Here is a 20,556-nt window from a genome sequence, read left to right as displayed (position 1 = left end):
GCTTTGTCGCCCTTCCGAACCGCAAAAGTGGTATCCACTTTTGCTGGAAACGCTCTAATGAACGTCGGCAGTGGGCGGGGCGTCCTTGTACTCCTCGCCAACGCCGAACAGCTTGCCGTTTTCCGCGATCAGCACGCAACCGATGGCGAGCAGGCCCATGATGAAATAGCCCGCAGCGATCGGGGTGATCGAGCCATCGAAGAAGCTGCCGGTGACGGTGCCCAGGATGGCGCCGCCCACGGTCTGGATGAACCCGAAAACCGAGGATGCCGTGCCGGCAACGGCTCCGAGGGGTTCCATCGAGAGCGAGTTCATATTGGACGTCGTCCAGCCAAACATGAACATGATGATGCACAGCAGCGTCATGAACAGCCACAGGGGCATCGGTACGGTCATCGCCAGGATGAGCCAGACGCCGCTCATGGCGGTGAAGACCAGCAGCGCGCCGTGGCTGAGCCGGCGCATGCCGACCCGGCGCACCATGCGCGAGTTGGTGTAGGACGAAACCGACATCAACGATGCTTGAAAGGCGAAGGCCAGCGGGAAGAGGGCGCCCAGGCCATAAACGTCCACGTAGATCTGTTGGGACGTGTTGATGAACCCGAACAGCGCGCCGAAGATGAAGGTGCCTGCCAGCCCGTACATGATGGCCATGCGGTTCGAGAGCACCGTGCGGAATCCGTCGATGACGACCGCCGGGCGCAGGGTGCGCCGGTTCTCGGGCGCCAGCGTTTCGGGCAGGCGGACATAGGCCCAGATGGCGATGACAGCCCCGAGCACGGCCATGAAGACGAAGATATATTCCCACGGCCCGGTAAAGAGGATCACCTGTCCGATAGCGGGGGCGATCACGGGGATGACCATGAACACCATGAAGACCAGCGACATCACCTCGGCCATGGCCCGGCCGCCGAAGCGATCGCGCACGACCGAGGTCGCGATGACGCGCGTTCCCGCCGCGCCCAGGCCCTGGACGAAACGTAGCACGAGCAGCGTTGCGAAATTGGGTGAAAACACTGCTGCAAAGGCCGCGAGGATATAGACAACCATGCCGACCAGCAGGGGTGCCCTGCGCCCAAAACGGTCCGAAAGCGGGCCGAAGGCAAGCTGGGCCAGACCGAAGCCGAGCATATAGGCCGTCAACACGAAATGGCGGTCGTTTTCGTTCATCACACCCAGCGCTTCGCCCATATAGGGCAATGCGGGGAGCATGACGTCGATCGCCAATGCGTTGAGGGCCATCAGGCCTGCAATCAGGGCAATGAATTCTGGCCGGGAAACATCCCGGGTCGCTGAAGCCGTAGTCGTCATGGGAATACCTTGAAAATGCCAAGGCCGGAACTCGTCGTCCGGCCTTGGTTGCTAAAGCTTGAACGTGGTTGGCGGGTTTGGCAACCCCTAAATCGTCACACAGCGATGGATGGCGCGGCCGGGGTGAAGAACGCCGGCACCCTGGCCTCTTTGATGGGGATGTGCACCGCCGCCGAAAACAGGCCGATCAGAATGCCCAGATACCAGACAAGATCGTACGAACCGGTCATGTCGAAGGAAACGCCGCCCAGCCAGACGCCGAAGAACGAGCCGATCTGATGGGAAAGGAACGCAACGCCATAGAGCATGCCCATATAGCGCGGGCCGAAGAACAAGCTGACGAGGCCGGCCGTCAGCGGAACGGTGGCCAGCCAGAGCATGCCGAGCGTGGCGGCGTAGATATAGGCGCTGACCTCGGTGATGGGCAGCAGCAGGAAGGCTGCCGTGCCGATGGCGCGCAGGAAATAGATGACCGACAGCAATATTTGCTTGGGCAGGCGATCGCCCAGCCAGCCGGCCAACAACGAGCCGGCGACGTTGAACAGGCCGATCAGCCCGAGAGCCCAGGAGCTTGCCTCCGGCGTCAGCCCGCATTGGATGAGGAACGCGGGGAAGTGAACCGTGATGAAGGCGAGGTGGAAGCCGCAGACGAAAAAGCCGATGACCAGCAGGCGGTACGATCCGTGGCCCAGCGCCTTGGACAGCGCCTGCATGAAGGGCATGTCGGCCTCGCCCGGTGCGCTGTTGGTGCTGCCGCGCAGCATGGTCGAGAGTGGCACGACCATGAGAATGATGAGGCCCAGATAGACGAGCGCCATCTGCCAGCCGAAATTGGAGATGAACGCCTGGCCGAGTGGGGCGAAAACGAACTGGCCGCCCGAGGAGGCAGCGGTCGCGATGCCGAAAACGAAGGAGCGCTTTTCGGGCGGGACGACGCGACCGAAGGCGGCCATGACGATGCCGAAAGATGCGGTGCCGATGCCCACGCCCATCAGGACGCCTCCAGTCAGCATGAAGAGGCCTTCGGTGGGCGTGACCGACCATAGGAACAGGCCGGTCGCGTAAACCAGGGCGCCGATGGCGAGGGTGCGGCCCGTGCCGAACTTGTCGGCAAAGCCGCCCGCAAAGGGCTGTGTGATGCCCCAGACGAGGTTCTGTATGGCCAGCGCCATGGCGAAGCCTTCGCGCGACCAGCCCAGATCGTCGGTCATGGGAATGAGGAACAGGCCCGCTGACGAGCGCGCACCAAAGGTGACCATGGCAATGAAGCACCCGGCGACAATGATGACCGGCAGCGGCACGGGCAGCGCAAGGGGACGGGTGGATGTGGTGGTGGCAGACATGCTCGAGGCATTCCCAATTTATCGTCGGACGACGATAGAGCGTGCAGCATACGCCGCAAAATGAAAAAGCAAAATACCGCTTATCAAGGGGATTGATCGGTCGAGGGAACGGGAGCCACGCGCCCGAGAAAATCGAGAGCTCCCTCAAGAGCTTGCCGGCCTTCCGGAGAATCGAGGTTGAACTGATATTCGTGCGGCTGCGCGGGCTCGTGGTCGTCGGGAAAGAACAGGGTATCGACGGGCACGCCGGCATTGGACAGTTGCTGGGCCATGAACATCGATTGCGGCGTGAGCGGATCGCCATTGCCGCCGGAGATGAAGGTGGGCGGGAAATTGCCGGTGACGTAATTGGCCACCGATGCGGTCTCGACGGCCGGGTCGTTCATGAAATCCTTGACGCCGGTGTAGGCCCAGAGAACGGTGCGCAGGAACCAGCCGAAATCGCCGTCGAGATCGATACCGTCTATACGATAGGCGCCGCAAAAGAGCAGGGTGCCGATCAAATTGCCGGGCGCGATGGTGGGCTCGAGGCCGACGCGTGCGGCATAGTCGGGCGAGGTGATGATCGCCGCGGCCTGTGAGGCGAGCTGGGATCCGGCGGAGTCGCCGGCGAGGATGATGCGGGTGGGATCAATGTTGAGAGCGGTGGCGTTTTCGGTGAGATAGTTCAATGCTGTCAGCACCTGGCCTGTTTGGGTCGGGTAGATCGCCGCCGGGGCCACCGTGTAGTCGATGCCCACCGTGGTGTACCCATGACTGGCGAGGATGCGCAGATAGTTTCCCACGCCTTCTTTGTTGCCGCCGATCCAGGCGCCGCCATGTACCCAGACTATGGCGGGCAGGGGTTGGCTGGTTCCGTCCGGATAGAAGATGTCGAAGATTTCGGTAGGACCATCGTCATAGGCGAGATCGAGCCGTTCGGAAACGCCCGGCGGGACATGGCTGGCGAGCGCGCTCATGGCGGCCTGGTCGCCCTTGGAAAAGATGTACCGGATGGCGAAAACGGACGGGAGAGGGCTGACCTGGAAGGCGACGACGATGAGGCCGGCCAGAACGGCAAGGCTCAGGAAAGCCCAGATCAGAAACCGTTTCATTGCGTCCATCGCCCCCGGTGTTTCCGATTCGGCAATCGCCGATGGGGCAATTTGACAGCAAAATGCCGTCCGACTGCAAGGCAGCGACGGCATCGATTGCGTAGTGGTCTGGCTTACGCGGTCTGCTTGACCGGGATGCCAGCCTGTTCGAAATGCGTCTGGAGCTCGCCGGCCTGGAACATTTCGCGCACGATGTCGCAACCGCCCACGAACTCGCCCTTGACGTAGAGCTGGGGGATGGTCGGCCAGTTGGAATAGTCCTTGACGCCCTGGCGCAGCTCGTCGCTTTCGAGCACGTTGGCGGAGTTGTAATCGACGCCGAGATAGCTGAGAATCTGGACAACCTGGCCCGAAAAGCCGCATTGCGGGAAATCGGGGGTGCCCTTCATGAACAGGAAGACGTCGTTGGACTTGACCTGCTCGTCGATGAAATTGGCGATGTCGCTCATAAAATGTCGTCCTTTATCGGCTTTTCCCGATAAATAGGGGATGATCCTGGCGATGTCGAGGCGTCAGGTGCGGATGGCGCCGAGGCCGTTGAGGACTTCGCGGGGAATTGAGAAGGCGGCGATTATGTCCTGATGGCGCTTGAAGCCGCAAAGTTCGCGCTGGACGAAATAGGCCCAGACGGCGTTTTGGGCTGCGGCAAGTTCTTGAGAACGATCGTCTTTTTGCGATTCATTGTAGGCCGAGACGGTCTTGGCGACCCGCTGTTCGGCTGCGCCGAGGGAGGCGGCGCGCTCGGCCATGACCTCGTGTTCGAGGACGGCAAAGCCGCCTTCGGGGTTGACGGCCTTGATGAGATCGAGGCTGTCGCGCAGGGTCATTTCAGGCCTCAGTCCGGTGCGCTGGTCTGGAGGGCGAGGGCGTGCAGCTTGCCGCCCATATCGCCCTTAAGGGCTTGATAAACAAGCTGATGTTGCTGCACCCGCGACTTGCCACGGAACGCCTCGGAGACCACGCTGGCCGAGTAGTGGTCGCCGTCGCCGGCGAGGTCGCGGATCTCGACTTTCGCGTCGGGAAGGGCGGCCTTGATGAGGCTTTCGATTTCGGCGGCATCCATTGCCATGAGGGGCTCCGCTTCTTGTGTGTGTCAGGCGATTGTAGCGCCCATGAAGGCGGGAAACCAGCCTTCGTGAGCATCGCGCAAATCCTTGATGGATATGGGTTTTGCGTTGCCAAGGGTCAAGGTGTCGCCGCCGGTGGTGCCGATGATGACGGCGGAAACCGGCGCGTCGGCGACGATTTTTTTTGCTTCTTCAGGTGACGCGGTGACGATGTAGCGGCCCTGATCCTCGCCAAACCATGTTGATGGTGTTGAAGGCGACGTTGCGTGTATTGAAGCCCCTGTTGAGCCCTTGATTGAACTTTCGGCCAGCGCCAACGCTAAACCACCGTCCGAAAGGTCGTGAACCGAGTTCACGCGGCCCGAACGGATGAGGGAAAGAACGTAGTGGCCAGCCTGCTTTTCATGATCGAGATCGACATGGGGCGCGGTGCCCTCACGGCGTCCGAGAACGTCGCGCAGATATGCGGATTGGCCGAGATGGGTTCCCCAAGCTTCGGGTGCGCCGATGAGGATGATCGCATCGCCTTCGTGGGCGAAACCTGAGCGGGCCATCCTGGCGTGATCTTCGATAAGCCCGACGCCGGCGATGGTGGGGGTGGGCAGGATGCCACGGCCATTGGTTTCGTTGTAGAGCGAGACGTTGCCCGAAACGATGGGGAAGTCGAGCACGGTGCAGGCCTCGCCGATGCCTTTGATGGCGTGGACGATCTGGCCCATGATCTCGGGGCGCTCGGGGTTGCCGAAATTGAGGTTGTCGGTGGCGGCGAGCGGTTCGGCGCCGGTGGCGATCAGATTGCGCCAGCATTCGGCGACGGCCTGCTTGCCGCCCTCATAGGGGTCGGCTTCGCAATAGCGCGGGTTGACGTCGGACGAGAAGGACAGCGCCTTGGTGGGGTGGCCTTCGACGCGGATGACGCCGGAATCCCCGCCAGGGGTCTGGAGGGAGTTGCCTTGGATGAGCGTATCGTATTGCTCATAAACCCAGCGGCGCGATGAATGGTTGGCCGAGCCGAGGAGCGCGAGGAGCGCATCGGCAATATCGGCGTCCGGAACCGTCGCGGGATCGAGCGGGGCAGGGGGCGTGGGGGCGACCCAGGGGCGGTCGTATTCGGGGGCCTCGTCGCCGAGATCCTTGATGGGGAGGTTCGCGACTTCCTCGCCCTGGAACATGACGCGGAAGCGCAGATCGTCGGTGGTGATGCCGACGGTGGCGAAATCGAGTTCCCACTTTTCGAACACCGCGCGCGCCTCTGCCTCCTTTTCGGGGTGGAGGACCATGAGCATGCGTTCCTGGGATTCGGACAGCATCATCTCATAGGCGGTCATGCGCTCTTCGCGGACCGGAACGGCGTCGAGGTTGAGCTCGATACCCAGATCGCCCTTGGCGCCCATTTCGACGGCCGAACAGGTCAAGCCTGCCGCGCCCATGTCCTGAATGGCGATCACCGCGCCAGTGGCCATCAGTTCGAGACAGGCTTCGAGCAGGCGCTTTTCGGTGAAGGGGTCGCCGACCTGAACGGTGGGACGCTTTTCCTCGATGTCGTCGCCGAATTCGGCGGAGGCCATGGTGGCGCCACCGACGCCGTCGCGGCCTGTCTTGGCGCCGAGATAAACGACGGGCAGGCCGACGCCCTTGGCTTCGGAGAGGAAAATCTTGTCGGCGTCGGCGAGGCCGGCGGCAAAGGCGTTGACGAGGATGTTGCCGTTGTAGCGGGCGTCGAACTGGACCTCGCCGCCCACTGTGGGCACGCCGAAGGAATTGCCATAGCCGCCGACGCCGGCCACGACGCCGGAGACCAGATGGCGGGTCTTTTCATGGTCGGGCTCGCCGAAGCGCAGCGCGTTCATCGCCGCGACGGGGCGGGCGCCCATTGTGAAGACGTCGCGCAGTATGCCGCCCACCCCGGTCGCCGCGCCCTGATAGGGCTCGATGAAGCTGGGGTGGTTGTGCGATTCCATCTTGAAGACGACAGCCTGACCGTCCCCGATATCGACGACACCGGCATTCTCGCCCGGCCCCTGGATGACGCGCGGCCCCTTGGTGGGGAGCGTCTTGAGCCATTTTTTCGAACTCTTGTACGAGCAGTGCTCGTTCCACATGGCCGAGAAGATGCCCAGCTCGGTGAAGGTGGGCACGCGGCCGATGAGGTCCAGAATCTTCTGGTACTCATCGGGCTTGAGGCCGTGGTCGGCGACGAGTTCGGGCGTGATTTCGATATCGTTGCGGAGCGTCATGGAGCGGTGGTCGACAATCAGTGTTGCGGCGCGTGGTCGGTGTCGGGCTTCTTTTCGGTGTCGAACCCGATGGCAAAGACCGCAAGCACCACGAAGGCCGCGAGGAAGGTGAGGTAGTTGACGGCAACGGCGCCCCAGCCATCGGCGGCGACGTCGAGAACTTCATACCCATAGGTGCCGGTGATGGTGCCCATCAGCAGCATCCAGACGACGTAGAGGCCGGGAAGGAGCATCCAGGACGCGACGTGGTGAAGGCGCAGCGAGCCATCGGCCAGATACACCATCCAATAAGCCACAAAGAGCGTCGGGGCGATGTAGTTGAGCGCGACATTGGCGATCAGCGCGATGCCTTCGGCTTCGCCGGCGGCGACCAGATGATAGAACAGCATGGCAAAGGCCATGGCGGTGGCCGCGAGGCCCTGCACGGCCTTGCCGCGGAAGACGGAGAAGGCGCCGCCATCAAACAGCACGCCCGCATAAACCAGCGCCGCCAGAATGTTGGCAACCACGGCGAGCGAGGTGACGAACGAAACGATGCCAACGGTGGCATCGCCGGAAAGGATAGCGATCAGGTGCAGCACGAGGGCGGCGAGGCCGAGGCCGAGACCGAAAAGAGCGATGGTTCTGTGCATGAATAAACCTCCTAAGAAAAATGCGGATCAGCCTAGAAGGCTTGCGAAAAGACCCCTGCCGTCCTCTCCGCCGTGGGCCGGTTCGATCAGGTTTTCCGGATGGGGCATCATGCCCATGACATTGCCCCTGGCATTGGTGATGCCGGCGATATTGTTGATCGAACCGTTGGGGTTTGTCTCGGGCGTATAGCGGAAGACCACCTGGCCGTTGTCCTCGATGGATTTGAGGGTGTCGGGCTCGGCGAAATAATTGCCGTCGTGATGGGCGACCGGGCAGCGGATGACCTCGCCCTGGCCGTAGCGCCGGGAAAAGGGCGTGTTGGCGTTGGCGATTTCGAGCTTGATTTCGCGGCAAACGAATTTGAGCGAGGAATTGCGCATCAGGACGCCGGGGAGAAGGCCGGCCTCGGTCAGAATCTGGAAGCCGTTGCAGACGCCCAGGACATGGACGCCCTTTTCGGCGCGCTCGCGGATCACGTCCATCATGGGCGAGCGGGCGGCGATGGCGCCGGCGCGCAGGTAATCGCCGTAGGAAAATCCGCCGGGAATGACGATCAGATCGACGTCTGGAAGCTCGGTGTCCTTGTGCCAGACGACGGCGGGTTTGGCGCCACCGATCTTTTCGAGCGCGGCAACCATGTCACGCTCGCGGTTGAGGCCGGGAAAGACAACGACTGCGGACTTCATCGCGCGGGGTCTCGCTTCTCGCAAATTGGGCTGTGCCGGATTGGCCGCTTGTCGGAATTCTCTTGCCAAAATGCAAGGGGAATCTGGGGGGTGTGCGATTTTGTGCCGGAGGGAGAAAGAGCCGAGGGCGGGGAGCATACCTTGCCCCGGGATAAACCCGGGGTGACAGAGGTGTGGGGAGGGAGCGAGGATAAATTTGTTTCGCGGAGTGTTGGGAGACGCTGAAGCTGGATTCCGGGAATGAATCCCGGAATGACAGGCTGGAGAGAGGGCGGCGTGGTGTCTTAAACACCTGCTTGTCGTTGCGGGGCTTGTTGCCGGAATGCAGCGGCAGCGCATCGGTGGGGGGAGAAGGAGCCGAGGGCGGCGAGCATACCTTGCTCCGGGATAAACCCGGGGTGACAGCGGTTGGGGGGAGGGAGCGAGGATAAATTTGTTTCGCGGAGTGTTGGGAGACGCTGAAGCTGGATTCCGGGAATGAATCCCGGAATGACAGGCTGGAGAGAGGGAAACGCGTTGCCTCAAACACTCACTTGTCACCCCGGGATGAACCCGGGGTGACAGAGGTGGGGTGAGTTTCTGGCGGGTGTGTGTGTTGCTGGCTCAGAGCACCCCTCATCCGACCTTTCGCTTGAAAAGCGAAAGCCCACCTTCTCCCTCAAGGGGAGAAGGGGTGCTGAGGCTGGGGTTAGCGGTGGTTATTCGGCAGGGGCAGGAATCGGGCGTTGCGTCCAGCGGCTGTTGGGGGCGCCGGGGAGGTGGGCCCAGGATGGGCGTTCGAAGAGGAATTTGCCGAAGCCGATGCGGGAGATGATCCAGTAGAGGATGATGGGGCTGACGAGCGAGACGATGAGCGTCGCAAGGCTGGCGATGCCGGCGTCGATGTTGGGCATAACGGCGAGAAGCACCGTGCGGAAAGTGCCCATGGGGATGACGAAGCTCAGGTAGATGACGATCGAATGGGCGCCCACCCAGCGCAGCCATTGGAAACCCGCGAGGCGGGCGAGGAGGACCGAGCCGGCGCAGATGGCCATGGCGCCAGCCATTGCCATGACGAAATTGGCGCCGGGAATGTGCGCGACCCCGCTGGTGACCACGCCGGAGGTGACCGAATGGCCGGGCGAAAAGACCAGCGCGGCGTTGGCGATGGCCCAGACGGCGAGGCCGGCAAGGGCGAGGGCCGGGCGGACCTCGATCTTGCGGGCGAAATCGAAGATGGTCGGGGCGAGGGCGTAGCCGGCGTAGAAATAGACGAAATACTCGGCGACGTAGTTGACGATCGAGATCGGTGTCGCGACCGGTGCGATGGAGGCGGCGGCGGCGAGGATCAGGACGAGCACATGCGGCGCGCGCAGGTGGTAGAGCAGCTTGGCGATGAGGCCATAGACGGCAAGTGCATAGATGAACCACAGGATCGAATAGGGCTCGTAAATGGCGCTGACGAGCAGGCCGGCCGCGCCGGCCGGGTCGCGATCGACCAGCAAGTGCTTGAAGCCGATGAGGATTACCGCCCAGAGCGCGTAGAAATAAAGGTAATGGACCACGCGGCGGTCGGTGAAATACAGCCAGGGACGGGCGATGACCGCCGAGAGGAACAGGCCCGAGACGAGGAAGAATTCGGGCATACGGAACGGGGTGGCGAACCCCAGGACGTAGTGCATGAAACCGACCTCGCCGGTGGCTTCGCCCACGCCATAGGTCGAATGCATCATCACCACGAGGATGATGGAAATGCCCTTGGCCAGATCGACCCAGGCATGGCGTTGTTTGGAAGTGTCGGTCATGTCGCGTCCCCCGGAGCGAAAATTCGGGGGCGATCCTAGCGGCAAGGCCGGTGCGGTGTGATTAACGCGGCGGAGGGGAATGAAAGCGTGGTTAAAAACGCGAAAAGGCCGGAGATAAACTCCGGCCTTTTTCGTGTTTCTTCGCTCCCAAGAGAGCGAAGAACATGGGAGATGTCGCTCAGACCACCGGCACGGTGCCGTAAGCGGCGACCATCACGCCGAGGGCGAGGAAGAACAGGGCCGAAAGGGATATGGTTTTCAGCATTTCAGGCATACTCCAAGAGCGCGCTCACGCACGCAAACTGCGCAACTGTTAAATTAAATTGCAGAGGTTAACCGATAATCTCTACGACGAAATTTTCGATTACTGTGTTGGCGAGAAGCTTCTCGCACATCCTCTCGATTTCCGCTTTTGCAGTAACGGGATCGTTCGATGAAAGTTCCAGATCGAACACCTTTCCCTGCCGGACCGACTCGACGCCGGCAAAGCCGAGGCCTTCGAGGGAACCTTCGATGGCCTGACCCTGGGGGTCGAGCACACCGTTCTTCAAAGTGACGATTACACGAGCTTTCATAATGATCCGTTTGGCCTTTTGGTCGGGCGGATGAGGAAGAGGGTTACTGCACCAATCGCGGGCCGGTGGTGAGCGCATTGTCCGCTTCCACCAGAATGCCCAGGCGCTGGGCGACTTCGCGATAGGCATCGACAAGACCGCCCAGATCCTCGCGGAAGCGGTCCTTGTCGAGCTTGTTGCGGGTCTTGACGTCCCACAGGCGGCAATTGTCGGGCGAAAGCTCGTCGGCGAGGACGATGCGCATCAGATCGCCCTCGAACAGGCGCCCGCATTCGATCTTGAAATCGACGAGCTGGATGCCGACGCCCATGAACAGGCCGGTCAGGAAATCGTTGACGCGCACGGCGAGCGCCATGATGTCGTCGAGCTCCTGCGGAGTGGCCCAGCCGAAGGCGGTGATGTGCTCTTCGGAGACCATGGGGTCACCCAGGGCGTCGTCCTTATAGTAGAATTCGATAATCGAGCGGGGGAGCTGGGTGCCCGATTCGAGGCCCAGGCGCTTGCACAGCGAGCCGGCGGCAACGTTGCGGACCACAACTTCGATGGGGATGATCTCGACTTCGCGGATCAACTGCTCGCGCATGTTGATGCGGCGCACGAAATGGGTGGGGATGCCCAGGATGTTGAGCTTGGTGAAGATGAACTCGGAAATCCGGTTGTTCAGCACACCCTTGCCGTCGATGATCTCGTGCTTGGCGCCGTTGCCGGCGGTGGCATCGTCCTTGAAGTGCTGGATCAGCGTGCCGGGCTCGGGGCCCTCGTAGAGCACCTTGGCCTTGCCTTCGTAAATCTTGCGACGACGGTTCATTTCGCGGGCGTCCCCGTAGAGTTTCGAGCGTTGAGCGGGATCGGAATTGGGCGCACTCATGCGCCCTTTTGGGTGGCCAATGCAAGCCCTTTCATGGGAGCGGCCATCACCCTGCGACGTTACATACAGCGATTCCGACGCCCTTTGGGCAAAAACCGTCGAAAAGGGTTTACGTAAAGCCCGGTGCGGCCGGTTCGCACGTTGATTTCGCGGGCCGAACCGCATATCTGGGACGGGACAAGCCAACCAGCCTGAGAGGCCGACATGTCTTCATTCGACGAACGCGAAAAAGGCGAGGAAGCCAAGTTCGCTCATGACGCATCGCTGCGGTTCAGGGCCGAAGCGCGCCGCAACAAGCATCTCGCGCACTGGGCAAGCACCCAGATGGGCGTGGAAAACGCCGACGAGATCGCCAATTATGTCGCCGAAGTGATCGCCGCCGACATGACCCGCAGCGGACATGAGGACGTGGTCGCCAAGATCATGGGCGATTTCGAGGCCAAGGGCGTGGACGTGCAGGCCAGCGTGGTCGAGGCCAAGATCGCCGAGTTCGACATGCTGGCGCGCAAGGAAATCCTCTCGGAAATCTGATCGCCGGAACCCCGCGTTATCGAGCGCGGGGTTTTTTGTTGCCTGACAGATAAGTGTATGCTTATTTGTTGTCATGGATGACGATTCGATCTTCAGGGCCCTGGCCGACCCGACGCGGCGGGCGATCTTCGAAAAGCTGGCGGGCGGAAGCCGCAATGCGAGCGCGTTGCGGGAAGGCTTCGGCATCAGCCAACCGGCGATGAGCCAGCATCTTGGCGTGCTGGTCGGCGCGGGGCTGGTGCGCCAGGAGCGGGAAGGGCGGTTCGTCAATTATGAGGTCGACCCCGACGGGGTAGGGCGGATCGGGCGGTGGCTGGCGCGGTATCGGGCCTATTGGCCGGCGCGCATGGCCGATCTGGGTGAGGTTTTGAAGGAGATGGACCAGTGAGCGAAGAGATCGACATGGAATTTACCTTCGACGCGCCGCCGGAGAAGGTATGGCGGGCGGTGTCCATCGCGCAGTATCGCGAGCGCTGGCTGCCGGGTGCCGACCTCGCCGAGGCCGAGCCGGTGGCGGTGGAGGAGGGGAGCGCTGTGAGCTATCGCATGCGCGACAGTGCGCCGCCGCATGAGGAGAGCGTTGTGACGTTCTCGGTCACTGCCGACGGGCGGGGCGGGACGCGGCTGGGGATCGTCCAGCAGATGATGCCGGCCAACGCCAATGGCGAGACGGTGATGCTGGCGGCGTAGCTGCCCGGCATTTCAGCGAAAACTTTCGAACAAGGAGGGTCGCCGATGCGCGGCACGATGCAACTCGTCCCTATGGTGGTCGAGCAGTCCCAGCGCGGGGAGCGCGCTTTCGATATTTATTCGCGGCTGCTGCGGGAGCGGATCGTCTTCGTCAATGGCGAGGTCAATGACGACATGGCGGCGCTGGTGTGCGCGCAATTGCTGTTTCTGGAGGGGGAGAATTCAAAAAAGCCGATCCAGATGTACATCAACTCCTATGGGGGCGTGGTGACGAGCGGGCTCGCCATGTACGACACCATGCAGTTCATCCACGCGCCGGTGCATACGCTGTGCATGGGAACGGCACGGTCGATGGGGTCGTTCCTGCTGATGGCGGGGGAGCCGGGATTTCGGGCGGCGCTGCCCAATGCGAGCCTGCATGTGCACCAGCCGATCGGGGGATATCAGGGGCAGACGACCGACATGCTGATCCATGCGGGCGAGCTGGAGCGGACCAAGAAACGGCTCATCACGCTTTACGCCAGCCATTGCGAGCGGAGCTATGAGGAGGTGGAGCGGACGCTCGATCGGGATCGGTTCATGACGCCGGAGGAGGGGAAGGGGTGGGGATTGATCGATACCGTGATGAGCGAGCGCCCACCACTGGCGGCGTGATCTCAAATCCGGCTCATCAGGCGGGTGAACATCAGGAGCCCTTCGGGCCAGGGGCCGTGGCCGGATTCGATGTTGATGTGACCGACATCGCCGGCGATGTGGAAATCGGAGCCCCAGCAGGAGGCGAATTCGGCGGCGCGCTCGACCGAGCACCAGGGGTCGTTGGCGGAGGCCACCAGCATCGAGGGGAATTTGAGCGGGTCGCGCGACAGCCCACGGAAGGGCGACGTCTCGGCGGGGACGTCGGGATGTTCGTCCACATCGGGCGGGGCGACGAGGAAGGCCGCCTTGACCTTGGTGTCGGCCAGCGTCTGGCTGGCGGCGACGATGGCGTGGACGCCGAGGGAATGGCCGACGAGAACCACCGGGCGGGTGGCCATCATGATCTCGCGTTCGAGCGTTCCGAGCCAGCCGGCAAGGGTGGGGGTGTCCCATTCGTCCTGCTCGACGAAATGGGCGTTGCGGATTTTTTCGACCCAGCGGTGCTGCCAGTGGCCCGGGCCGGAATGGCCGAGGCCGGGAACGATGAGGATGTCGGCGTCTGCGGTTTTCATAGCTTGTTTAATTGGTGGATTTCACCGGACGGCGCAAGGGGCGATCGCTGCTGACATGGGGTGTCAGGATGTTGCTGTTATGTTCTCGGTCTAACGGGAGAGTGGAAATGACGGATTGTGCGGCGGGGCGGGTTGAGGCGGCGAAAGGCGGGTGGATTGGTGCGGTGGGCGGCGTGATCCGGCGTGTTCGGGCGGGGCGTTGGAGGGGGGTGCAGCGGGTGCCGGATGAGTTGCTGGAGGATGTCGGGTTGATGCGGGAGGAGAGGGTGCGGGAGTGGTGGGAGTATCGGTAGGAGGCAAGGAGTGCTGGCCGTGGTGCTTTTGGCAAGCCCGGCGCACCCCTCATCCGTCCGCTTCGCGGCCACCTTCTCCCTCAAGGGGAGAAGGGTAGCTCGTTGCAGTGCTCAAACAAATCTCAAGCGCTGCCAAAGATGTCCCTTCTCCCCTTGAGGGAGAAGGGCCGGGGATGAGGGGTGCGCCGAGCTTCGGCATCCACAATGGTGCGCGCGGAAGCTCAGAGCCCCCCTGAAGAGCGAGCGGTTGTGGGCCTGTTTATTCCCCGAACACCCGGCGGAAGATCGTGTCGACGTGCTTCAGATGATAGGCGTCGTCGAAGCTGGCGTCGATTTGGGCGTCGGAGAGCTTGGCGGAGACTTCGGGGTCGGCTTTCAAGAAATCCGGGAAGGCGCCTTCGCCGCGCCAGACTTTCATGGCGTTGCGCTGGACGGCGGAATAGCTTTCCTCGCGGCTCATGCCGGCTTGGGTCAGGGCGAGCAGGAAGCGCTGGGAGTTGTGAAGGCCGCCGAGCTTGTCCATGTTGGCCTTCATGTTCTCGGGATAGACCACGAGATTTTCGATCACGTTGGTGAGGCGCGCCAGGGCGAAATCGAGGGTCACGGTGGCGTCGGGGCCGATCATGCGTTCGACCGAGGAGTGCGAAATGTCGCGCTCGTGCCAGAGGGCGACGTTTTCGAGCGCAGGGACGACCATGCCGCGCACCAGGCGGGCGAGGCCGGTGAGGTTTTCGGTGAGGACCGGATTGCGCTTGTGGGGCATGGCCGAGGAGCCCTTCTGGCCCTTGGAGAAATATTCCTCGGCTTCGAGCACTTCGGTGCGCTGGAGGTGGCGGATTTCGACGGCGAGGCGCTCGATGGACGAGGCGATGACGCCAAGGGTCGCAAAATACATGGCGTGGCGGTCGCGGGGGATCACCTGGGTCGAGACGGGCTCGACCTCGAGGCCCATCTGCTCGGCCACGTATTCCTCGACGGACGGATCGATGTTGGCGAAGGAGCCGACGGCGCCGGAGATGGCGCAGGTGGCGATCTCTTGCCGAGCATTGACCAGCCGTTCGCGGCAGCGGGAAAATTCGGCATAGGCCTGGGCGAGCTTGACGCCGAAGGTGGTGGGCTCGGCGTGGATGCCGTGGCTGCGGCCGATGGTGATGGTGTTCCTGTGCTCATAGGCGCGCTTTTTGAGCGCGGCGAGCAGGGCATCGAGATCGGCGAGCAGCAGGTCGGCGGCGCGGGAGAGCTGGACCGAAAGGGTGGTGTCGAGCACGTCCGACGAGGTCATGCCCTGGTGCACGAACCGGGCCTCGGGGCCGACGATCTCGGCGAGGTGGGTGAGGAAAGCGATGACGTCGTGCTTCACTTCGCGCTCGATCTCATCGATGCGCTCGACGTCGAAACTGGCGTCCTTGCCCTTGGCCCAGACGGTTTCGGCGGCATCGGCGGGGATGACGCCGAGCTTTGCCTGGGCAGTCGCCGCATGTGCTTCGATCTCGAACCAGATTTTGTATTTGGTCTCGGGGGACCAGATATCGACCATCTGAGGGCGGGAGTAGCGCGGGATCATGGGGTTAGGGTCCGTTTGTTCAGAAAGTGATTCAGGGGGGCAATGCGCATAGGTATGAGCGCGTTGAGCGGCGGTTGCTGGATTCCGGGAATAAATCCCGGAATGACAAATTTGCGGATCGGGCGCAATCCGCGCTCTAAATCAACGCCGCTTCCGCCGCGGCGCGGATGGCCTGCATGCGGGGGGCGTAGGTTGCGGGATCGTTGCCCTTGTAAACGGCGGAACCGGCGACCAGCGCGGTGGCGCCGGCGGCGGCGAGCTTGCCGGCATTGGTGGGGTCCACGCCGCCATCGACTTCGATTTCGATGGGGCGGTCGCCGATGAGATTGCTGGCGTCGCGCACCTTGCCGATCGATTCATGGATGAAGGCCTGGCCGCCGAAACCGGGGTTGACGCTCATGATCAAGATGAGATCGAGCCTGTCGATGACGTGCTGGATGGCCGAGACCGGGGTGGCCGGATTGAGCGCCACGCCGGCCTTCTTGCCCAGCGCCTTGATGGCCTGCAGCGAGCGGTCGAGGTGGGGGCCGGCTTCGGCGTGGATGGTGATGATATCGGCGCCGGCCCTGGCGAAGGCTTCGAGATAGGGATCGGCGGGAGAAATCATCAGGTGCACGTCGAGCAGCTTGTCGGTCACCGGGCGGATGGCTTCGACGATCAGGGGACCGATGGTGATATTGGGGACGAAATGACCGTCCATGACGTCCACATGCACCCAGTCGCAGCCGCCCTTGTCGATGGCGCGGACCTCATCGCCCAGCCGCGCGAAATCGGCCGAGAGAATGGAGGGGGCGATCTTGATTTGGGTCATGGCTGCGCCTCGATTGTCCGGATGGGCGTTTCTTAGACCGGATGTGAACGAATTCACAAGGGAATGTGGCTCGCGTCACGTTCGGCTGTGAATTGCGGCGCGAGCGAAGGTGAAAGGCGTCACATTTTTTTCACTTAAGCGCGATGCGACCGGGCTACGCATTGCACATTCCGGCCCAGAGGCTAGAACTGCGCCCGGCTTTGATGCGGGAGCAGATATGTTCGGATTCGAATTGCCGGTGATTTTCGGGGCGGGGATACTGAGTTTTCTCAGCCCCTGCGTGCTGCCCCTGGTGCCGGCCTATCTCACTTATATGTCGGGCGCCACGTTCGAGCGGCTGCGCGAGGAAGGCGTGGCGGGCGGCAGGCTCTATGGGCGTACGGCGATCACGGCGCTGGCGTTCGTTCTCGGCTTTTCGCTGATCTTCATCGCGTTCGGGGCGACGGCGACGTTCTTCGGGCAGGCGCTGCGGCGGGCGTTGCCGGTGCTGATGCCGCTGGCGGGCATCGTCATCATCATCATGGGGCTGCATTTCCTCGGCGTGTTCCGGATTTCCTGGCTCTATCGTCAGTTCCGCATGGAAGGGCCGAAAATGGCCAGTGGGCCGCTGGGCGGATTCCTTTTGGGGCTGGCCTTCGCCATCGGCTGGACGCCGTGCATCGGGCCGGTGCTGGCGGCGATCCTGACGGTGGCGGCCAATCAGACGACGGCCTGGGAAGGGGCGGGGCTTCTGGCGGTTTATTCGGCCGGGCTGGGCGTGCCCTTCCTGCTGGCGGCGCTGGCGCTGGGGCCGTTCCTCTCGTTCTTCGACGGCTTCAAGAAGCATCTGGGGACCGTCGAAAAGGTGATGGGCGGGCTGCTCGTCATCGTCGGCATCCTGTTCCTCACCGGCAATTTCACGCGGCTGGCATTCTGGATGCAGGCCAATTTCGAGGTGCTGAACCAGTTCGGTTAAGGTGCTTACCGCGCCTTAACCACGAACTCAGCAAATTTGCCTAGAGGGCGATTGTCGGCAAGACGACCATCTCGCGAAACCGTGAGTTTACTCCTTTCATGCGCAAGGTGCGCGGGTGATTGGGGGATCATGGATCGATGTCAGCCAGCATTGCCATTGCCGAACTTGCGCCAGCCCAAGGCAGGGCGCGGATTTCGGTTGACGTCCGCGAATGGATCGAGGATCTGGCGGACGCCTGGGGGACGCTCGAGAGGGAGCACGCCGTGCTGGCCTCCCAGAAGCTGGGGCTGGTGCGGGCGTGGATCGAGAGCCAGGCGCTGGAGCCTCGCGACTGTATTTTCATCAGTATTTCAATGGCCGGGGAGCCGGTGTTCGTCCTGCCCTTGAGGCGGTTTCGGGCGTTCGGGGTGCGGGTGGCGACGTGGTTCACCGGGGAGCATCTTGGGTCTTACGCGCCGCTGGTCGACATGGGGCGGTGGAGCGCTATCGCGCCGGCCGAGCGCAAGCGGCTGTGGCGGCAGGCGCTGGCGCTGATCCCGGCGTGCGATCTGGTTCATATGCCCGACGTGCCGGCGCCGCTGGCCGAGGCGCTGGGGATGGCGGCGGCGCTCGGGGGCGCGGCGCAGGCCGATAGCGTGCATGTGGCGCGCTATGCCGATTGGGCGGTTTGCGATTTCGAGCGACGGGACAAGCATCGGCGCAAGGTGGATCGCCAGCAGGGCAATAAACTGGCGGCGCGGGGCGCTGTGAGGTTCGAGAGTGTGGAGACGGGTGAGGCGGCGGACGGGATCATCGAGACGATGTTCTGCCAGCGGGCCGAGCGGTTCCGCGTGCAGGGTATTCGCGATCCGTTCCGAAGCGAGGCGATCAAGGCGTTCTACAAGCGGGCAATGCGCGAGGCGGACGGGGTGCTGCACGTGCTGCGGCTCGATGGCGAGGTGATCGGTGTGCGGTACAATCTGCGGGCCGGGGGCGGGCTGTTCTCGCTCGTCACCTCGATGCATCCGTCGCCGGATCTGCAATCGGGATCGCCGGGCAAGCAGAACCTGCTTTATGCCATGCAGAATGTGTTCGACGAGGGGTGTGGCTTTGTCGATATGGGGAAGGGCGAAAGCGAGGAAAAGCGGCTCTGGTGCAATGAGGCCGTTCCGCTGATGACGTTTACGCGCGCGCTGTCGGCGGCGGGGCGGCTGGCGGCTGCGGGATTGGCGGTGGGGGAGAGGGCCAAGGGTTCGATCAAGCGGCGGCCCGAGCTTTTCGAGATGTATCGCAAGCTGCGCAGCCGGGTGGGGAAGTGGGGCGCGCGCGGTTGAGCGGGTGATTCCGGCGAGCAGTTCAAGCTGCTGAAATCAAAACAGTTTCATGCCGCGCAGGGACGTGTGCTTGGATTTGCCGATGATGATGTGGTCGTGCACGGTGATGCCGAGCGGCTTGGCGATGTCGGCGATCTGGCGCGTCATCTGCACGTCGGCGGAGGAGGGTGCGGGATCGCCCGAGGGGTGATTGTGGACGAGGATCAGCGCGGTGGCTGAAAGTTCCAGCGTGCGCTTGATGACCTCGCGCGGATAGACGGGGGTGTGGTCCACGGTGCCGACCTGCTGCACCTCGTCGGCGATGAGCTTGTTCTTCTTGTCGAGGAACAGGATGCGGAATTGCTCGACGGTCTCGTAGGACATCGCGGCCTTGCAGTAGTCGACCACTTCCGCCCATGAGGCGAGGATGGGGCGGTCGTGGATCGAATCCTTGCCGATGCGTTGGGCGGCGGCGAGGATCACCTTGAGCGAGGTGATGGTGTTGGGGCCGAGCCCGTCGATTTCCTCGAGCAGGTGTGGGGCGGCGCCCAGGGCTTCGGAAAAGCTGCCGAAGCGCTTGATCATCGCCTTGGCGATGGGCTTGGTGTCCTTGCGGGGGATGATGGTGAAGAGCAGGAGTTCGAGAAGCTCGTAATCTTGCAGCGCGGTGGGGCCGGCGGTGTTGAAGCGCTCGCGCAGGCGGTCGCGATGCCCGTGATAATCGGGCGCAGCCTCGTCCAATCCCCCTACGCCTTGCCCCCGTTTCAAAGCCATTACCGGTTGCGGGCGTCCAGCGGATTGAACAGGCCGCCGGGCGAGAGGGTGAAGATCTCGTTGCCGGTTTCGGTGATGCCGATGGAGTGCTCGCACTGGGCGGACAAGGTGCGGTCGCGGGTGACGGCGGTCCAGCCGTCGTTAAGGATTTTGACCTGCGGGCGGCCCAGATTGATCATCGGTTCGATGGTGAAGATCATGCCGGGCTTGAGCTCCACGCCGGTGCCCGGATTGCCGAAATGCATGATGTTGGGCTCGTCGTGGAAGAGGCGGCCGACGCCGTGGCCGACGAAATCGCGCACGACGGAGGCCCGCTCGCCTTCGGCATAGCGCTGGATGGCGGCGCCGATATCGCCCGTGGTGTTGCCCGGCTGGGCGGCTTCGATGCCCAGGCGCAGGCTTTCATAGGTGATCTCGATCAGGCGTTCGGCCTTGCGGGAAATTTCGCCCACCGGATACATGCGGCTCGAATCCCCGTACCAGCCGTCGACGATGAGGGTCACGTCGATATTGGCGATGTCGCCTTCGCGCAGGGGGCGGTCGGACGGCATGCCGTGGCAGACGACGTGGTTGATCGAAATACAGCTCGAATAGCGATAGCCGCGATAGTTGAGCGTCGCGGGGATGGCGCCGTTGTCGCGGGCGAATTCATAGACGAAGCGGTCGAGCTTGGAGGAGGGGACGCCGGGCTCGACCATGGGGGTCAAGAGGTCCAGCGCCTGGGCGGTCAGCGCGCCGGCCTTGCGCATGCCTTCAAAGCCTTCCTCGCCGTGAAGGGGGATGACGCCGGGCATGCGTTTTTTCTTGGCTGTCGCTTCGACGTAGGTGGTCATCAGGATT

At 62.8% G+C, this 20,556-nt stretch carries 23 protein-coding genes; 6 read left to right on the top strand and 17 right to left on the bottom strand.

From position 1 onward, the window contains the following. Positions 1-54 precede the first annotated feature (54 nt). The 12 genes from V4T21_RS10000 to purC all read right to left on the bottom strand — a co-directional run bounded on the left by V4T21_RS10000 (position 55) and on the right by purC (position 11,538). Positions 55-1,311 (bottom strand): multidrug effflux MFS transporter, encoded by a 1,257-nt coding sequence (locus tag V4T21_RS10000; RefSeq protein ID WP_332716059.1) that lies wholly within the window; start codon positions 1,309-1,311, stop codon positions 55-57. Between the two features lie 95 nt (positions 1,312-1,406). Then, the gene (locus V4T21_RS09995; protein ID WP_332716057.1) at positions 1,407-2,654 is read right to left on the bottom strand and encodes an MFS transporter; all 1,248 of its coding nucleotides are present in this window, start codon (positions 2,652-2,654) and stop codon (positions 1,407-1,409) included. Between the two features lie 83 nt (positions 2,655-2,737). Next, a complete protein-coding gene (locus tag V4T21_RS09990) occupies positions 2,738-3,748 on the bottom strand; it encodes an alpha/beta hydrolase (protein WP_332716055.1) in 1,011 nt (336 codons plus the stop codon). 113 nt (positions 3,749-3,861) lie between these two features. Next, on the bottom strand, positions 3,862-4,197 hold the full coding sequence (gene grxD, locus V4T21_RS09985; RefSeq protein ID WP_332716052.1) for a Grx4 family monothiol glutaredoxin: 336 nt from the start codon (positions 4,195-4,197) through the stop codon (positions 3,862-3,864). Between the two features lie 63 nt (positions 4,198-4,260). Beyond that, positions 4,261-4,575, bottom strand: a complete 315-nt coding sequence (locus V4T21_RS09980) for a DUF6665 family protein (RefSeq protein ID WP_332716050.1) — start codon at positions 4,573-4,575, stop codon at positions 4,261-4,263. 8 nt (positions 4,576-4,583) lie between these two features. Next, positions 4,584-4,817: a BolA family protein gene (locus V4T21_RS09975; RefSeq protein WP_332716047.1), complete on the bottom strand. Its 234-nt coding sequence runs from the start codon at positions 4,815-4,817 to the stop codon at positions 4,584-4,586. Positions 4,818-4,841: 24 nt separating this feature from the next. Beyond that, complete coding sequence (purL, locus tag V4T21_RS09970; RefSeq protein ID WP_332716045.1) at positions 4,842-7,052, bottom strand: phosphoribosylformylglycinamidine synthase subunit PurL; 2,211 nt, start codon at positions 7,050-7,052, stop codon at positions 4,842-4,844. 17 nt (positions 7,053-7,069) lie between these two features. After that, complete coding sequence (locus V4T21_RS09965; RefSeq protein ID WP_332716043.1) at positions 7,070-7,684, bottom strand: Pr6Pr family membrane protein; 615 nt, start codon at positions 7,682-7,684, stop codon at positions 7,070-7,072. Between the two features lie 27 nt (positions 7,685-7,711). Then, positions 7,712-8,371, bottom strand: a complete 660-nt coding sequence (gene purQ, locus V4T21_RS09960; RefSeq protein WP_332716041.1) for a phosphoribosylformylglycinamidine synthase subunit PurQ — start codon at positions 8,369-8,371, stop codon at positions 7,712-7,714. 698 nt (positions 8,372-9,069) lie between these two features. Continuing rightward, positions 9,070-10,155 (bottom strand): acyltransferase family protein, encoded by a 1,086-nt coding sequence (locus V4T21_RS09955; RefSeq protein ID WP_332716039.1) that lies wholly within the window; start codon positions 10,153-10,155, stop codon positions 9,070-9,072. A 332-nt stretch (positions 10,156-10,487) separates the two neighbouring features. Next, positions 10,488-10,733 carry a phosphoribosylformylglycinamidine synthase subunit PurS gene (gene purS, locus V4T21_RS09950; RefSeq protein ID WP_332716590.1) on the bottom strand — a complete coding sequence of 82 codons (246 nt, stop codon included), beginning with the start codon at positions 10,731-10,733 and terminating at the stop codon, positions 10,488-10,490. A gap of 40 nt (positions 10,734-10,773) precedes the next feature. After that, entirely contained in the window at positions 10,774-11,538 is a 765-nt protein-coding gene (gene purC / locus V4T21_RS09945) for a phosphoribosylaminoimidazolesuccinocarboxamide synthase (RefSeq protein WP_332716587.1), read from the bottom strand. A gap of 264 nt (positions 11,539-11,802) precedes the next feature. On the opposite strand from purC, the gene V4T21_RS09940 reads away from it, so the two are divergent. The 4 genes from V4T21_RS09940 (at position 11,803) to V4T21_RS09925 (ending at position 13,473) form a co-directional block, all read left to right on the top strand. Continuing rightward, positions 11,803-12,129, top strand: a complete 327-nt coding sequence (locus V4T21_RS09940) for a DUF1476 domain-containing protein (protein ID WP_332716037.1) — start codon at positions 11,803-11,805, stop codon at positions 12,127-12,129. 73 nt (positions 12,130-12,202) lie between these two features. Beyond that, positions 12,203-12,517, top strand: a complete 315-nt coding sequence (locus V4T21_RS09935) for an ArsR/SmtB family transcription factor (protein ID WP_332716035.1) — start codon at positions 12,203-12,205, stop codon at positions 12,515-12,517. A gap of 14 nt (positions 12,518-12,531) precedes the next feature. After that, positions 12,532-12,819: an SRPBCC family protein gene (locus tag V4T21_RS09930; protein WP_332716033.1), complete on the top strand. Its 288-nt coding sequence runs from the start codon at positions 12,532-12,534 to the stop codon at positions 12,817-12,819. 45 nt (positions 12,820-12,864) lie between these two features. Beyond that, a complete protein-coding gene (locus tag V4T21_RS09925; protein WP_332716030.1) occupies positions 12,865-13,473 on the top strand; it encodes an ATP-dependent Clp protease proteolytic subunit in 609 nt (202 codons plus the stop codon). A 2-nt stretch (positions 13,474-13,475) separates the two neighbouring features. Here the strand turns inward: V4T21_RS09925 and V4T21_RS09920 are convergent, their stop codons facing one another. The 3 genes from V4T21_RS09920 to rpe form a co-directional block, all read right to left on the bottom strand. Continuing rightward, entirely contained in the window at positions 13,476-14,027 is a 552-nt protein-coding gene (locus V4T21_RS09920; RefSeq protein WP_332716027.1) for an RBBP9/YdeN family alpha/beta hydrolase, read from the bottom strand. Positions 14,028-14,579: 552 nt separating this feature from the next. Further along, positions 14,580-15,884, bottom strand: coding sequence for an adenylosuccinate lyase (gene purB / locus V4T21_RS09915; RefSeq protein ID WP_332716025.1), 1,305 nt, complete (start codon positions 15,882-15,884; stop codon positions 14,580-14,582). A 136-nt stretch (positions 15,885-16,020) separates the two neighbouring features. Beyond that, complete coding sequence (gene rpe, locus V4T21_RS09910) at positions 16,021-16,695, bottom strand: ribulose-phosphate 3-epimerase (RefSeq protein ID WP_332716022.1); 675 nt, start codon at positions 16,693-16,695, stop codon at positions 16,021-16,023. A gap of 217 nt (positions 16,696-16,912) precedes the next feature. On the opposite strand from rpe, the gene V4T21_RS09905 reads away from it, so the two are divergent. Together V4T21_RS09905 and V4T21_RS09900 are read left to right on the top strand one after the other, a co-directional pair. After that, positions 16,913-17,650 carry a cytochrome c biogenesis CcdA family protein gene (locus V4T21_RS09905; RefSeq protein WP_332716019.1) on the top strand — a complete coding sequence of 246 codons (738 nt, stop codon included), beginning with the start codon at positions 16,913-16,915 and terminating at the stop codon, positions 17,648-17,650. Positions 17,651-17,787: 137 nt separating this feature from the next. Next, positions 17,788-18,963 carry a GNAT family N-acetyltransferase gene (locus V4T21_RS09900; RefSeq protein WP_332716017.1) on the top strand — a complete coding sequence of 392 codons (1,176 nt, stop codon included), beginning with the start codon at positions 17,788-17,790 and terminating at the stop codon, positions 18,961-18,963. Positions 18,964-18,999: 36 nt separating this feature from the next. On the opposite strand, the gene radC is transcribed toward V4T21_RS09900, so the two are convergent. Next, on the bottom strand, positions 19,000-19,716 hold the full coding sequence (radC, locus tag V4T21_RS09895) for a RadC family protein (RefSeq protein WP_332716014.1): 717 nt from the start codon (positions 19,714-19,716) through the stop codon (positions 19,000-19,002). Then, positions 19,716-20,549, bottom strand: coding sequence for a type I methionyl aminopeptidase (gene map / locus V4T21_RS09890; protein ID WP_332716011.1), 834 nt, complete (start codon positions 20,547-20,549; stop codon positions 19,716-19,718). The genes radC and map overlap by 1 nt, the downstream gene beginning before the upstream one ends. Between the last annotated feature and the right edge of the window lie 7 nt (positions 20,550-20,556).

The sequence above is a fragment of the Pelagibacterium mangrovi genome (assembly GCF_036662815.1).
GTDB lineage: Bacteria > Pseudomonadota > Alphaproteobacteria > Rhizobiales > Devosiaceae > Pelagibacterium > Pelagibacterium mangrovi.
Note: the sequence above shows the minus strand (reverse complement) of the source record. Positions and strands in the feature narration are given on the sequence as shown.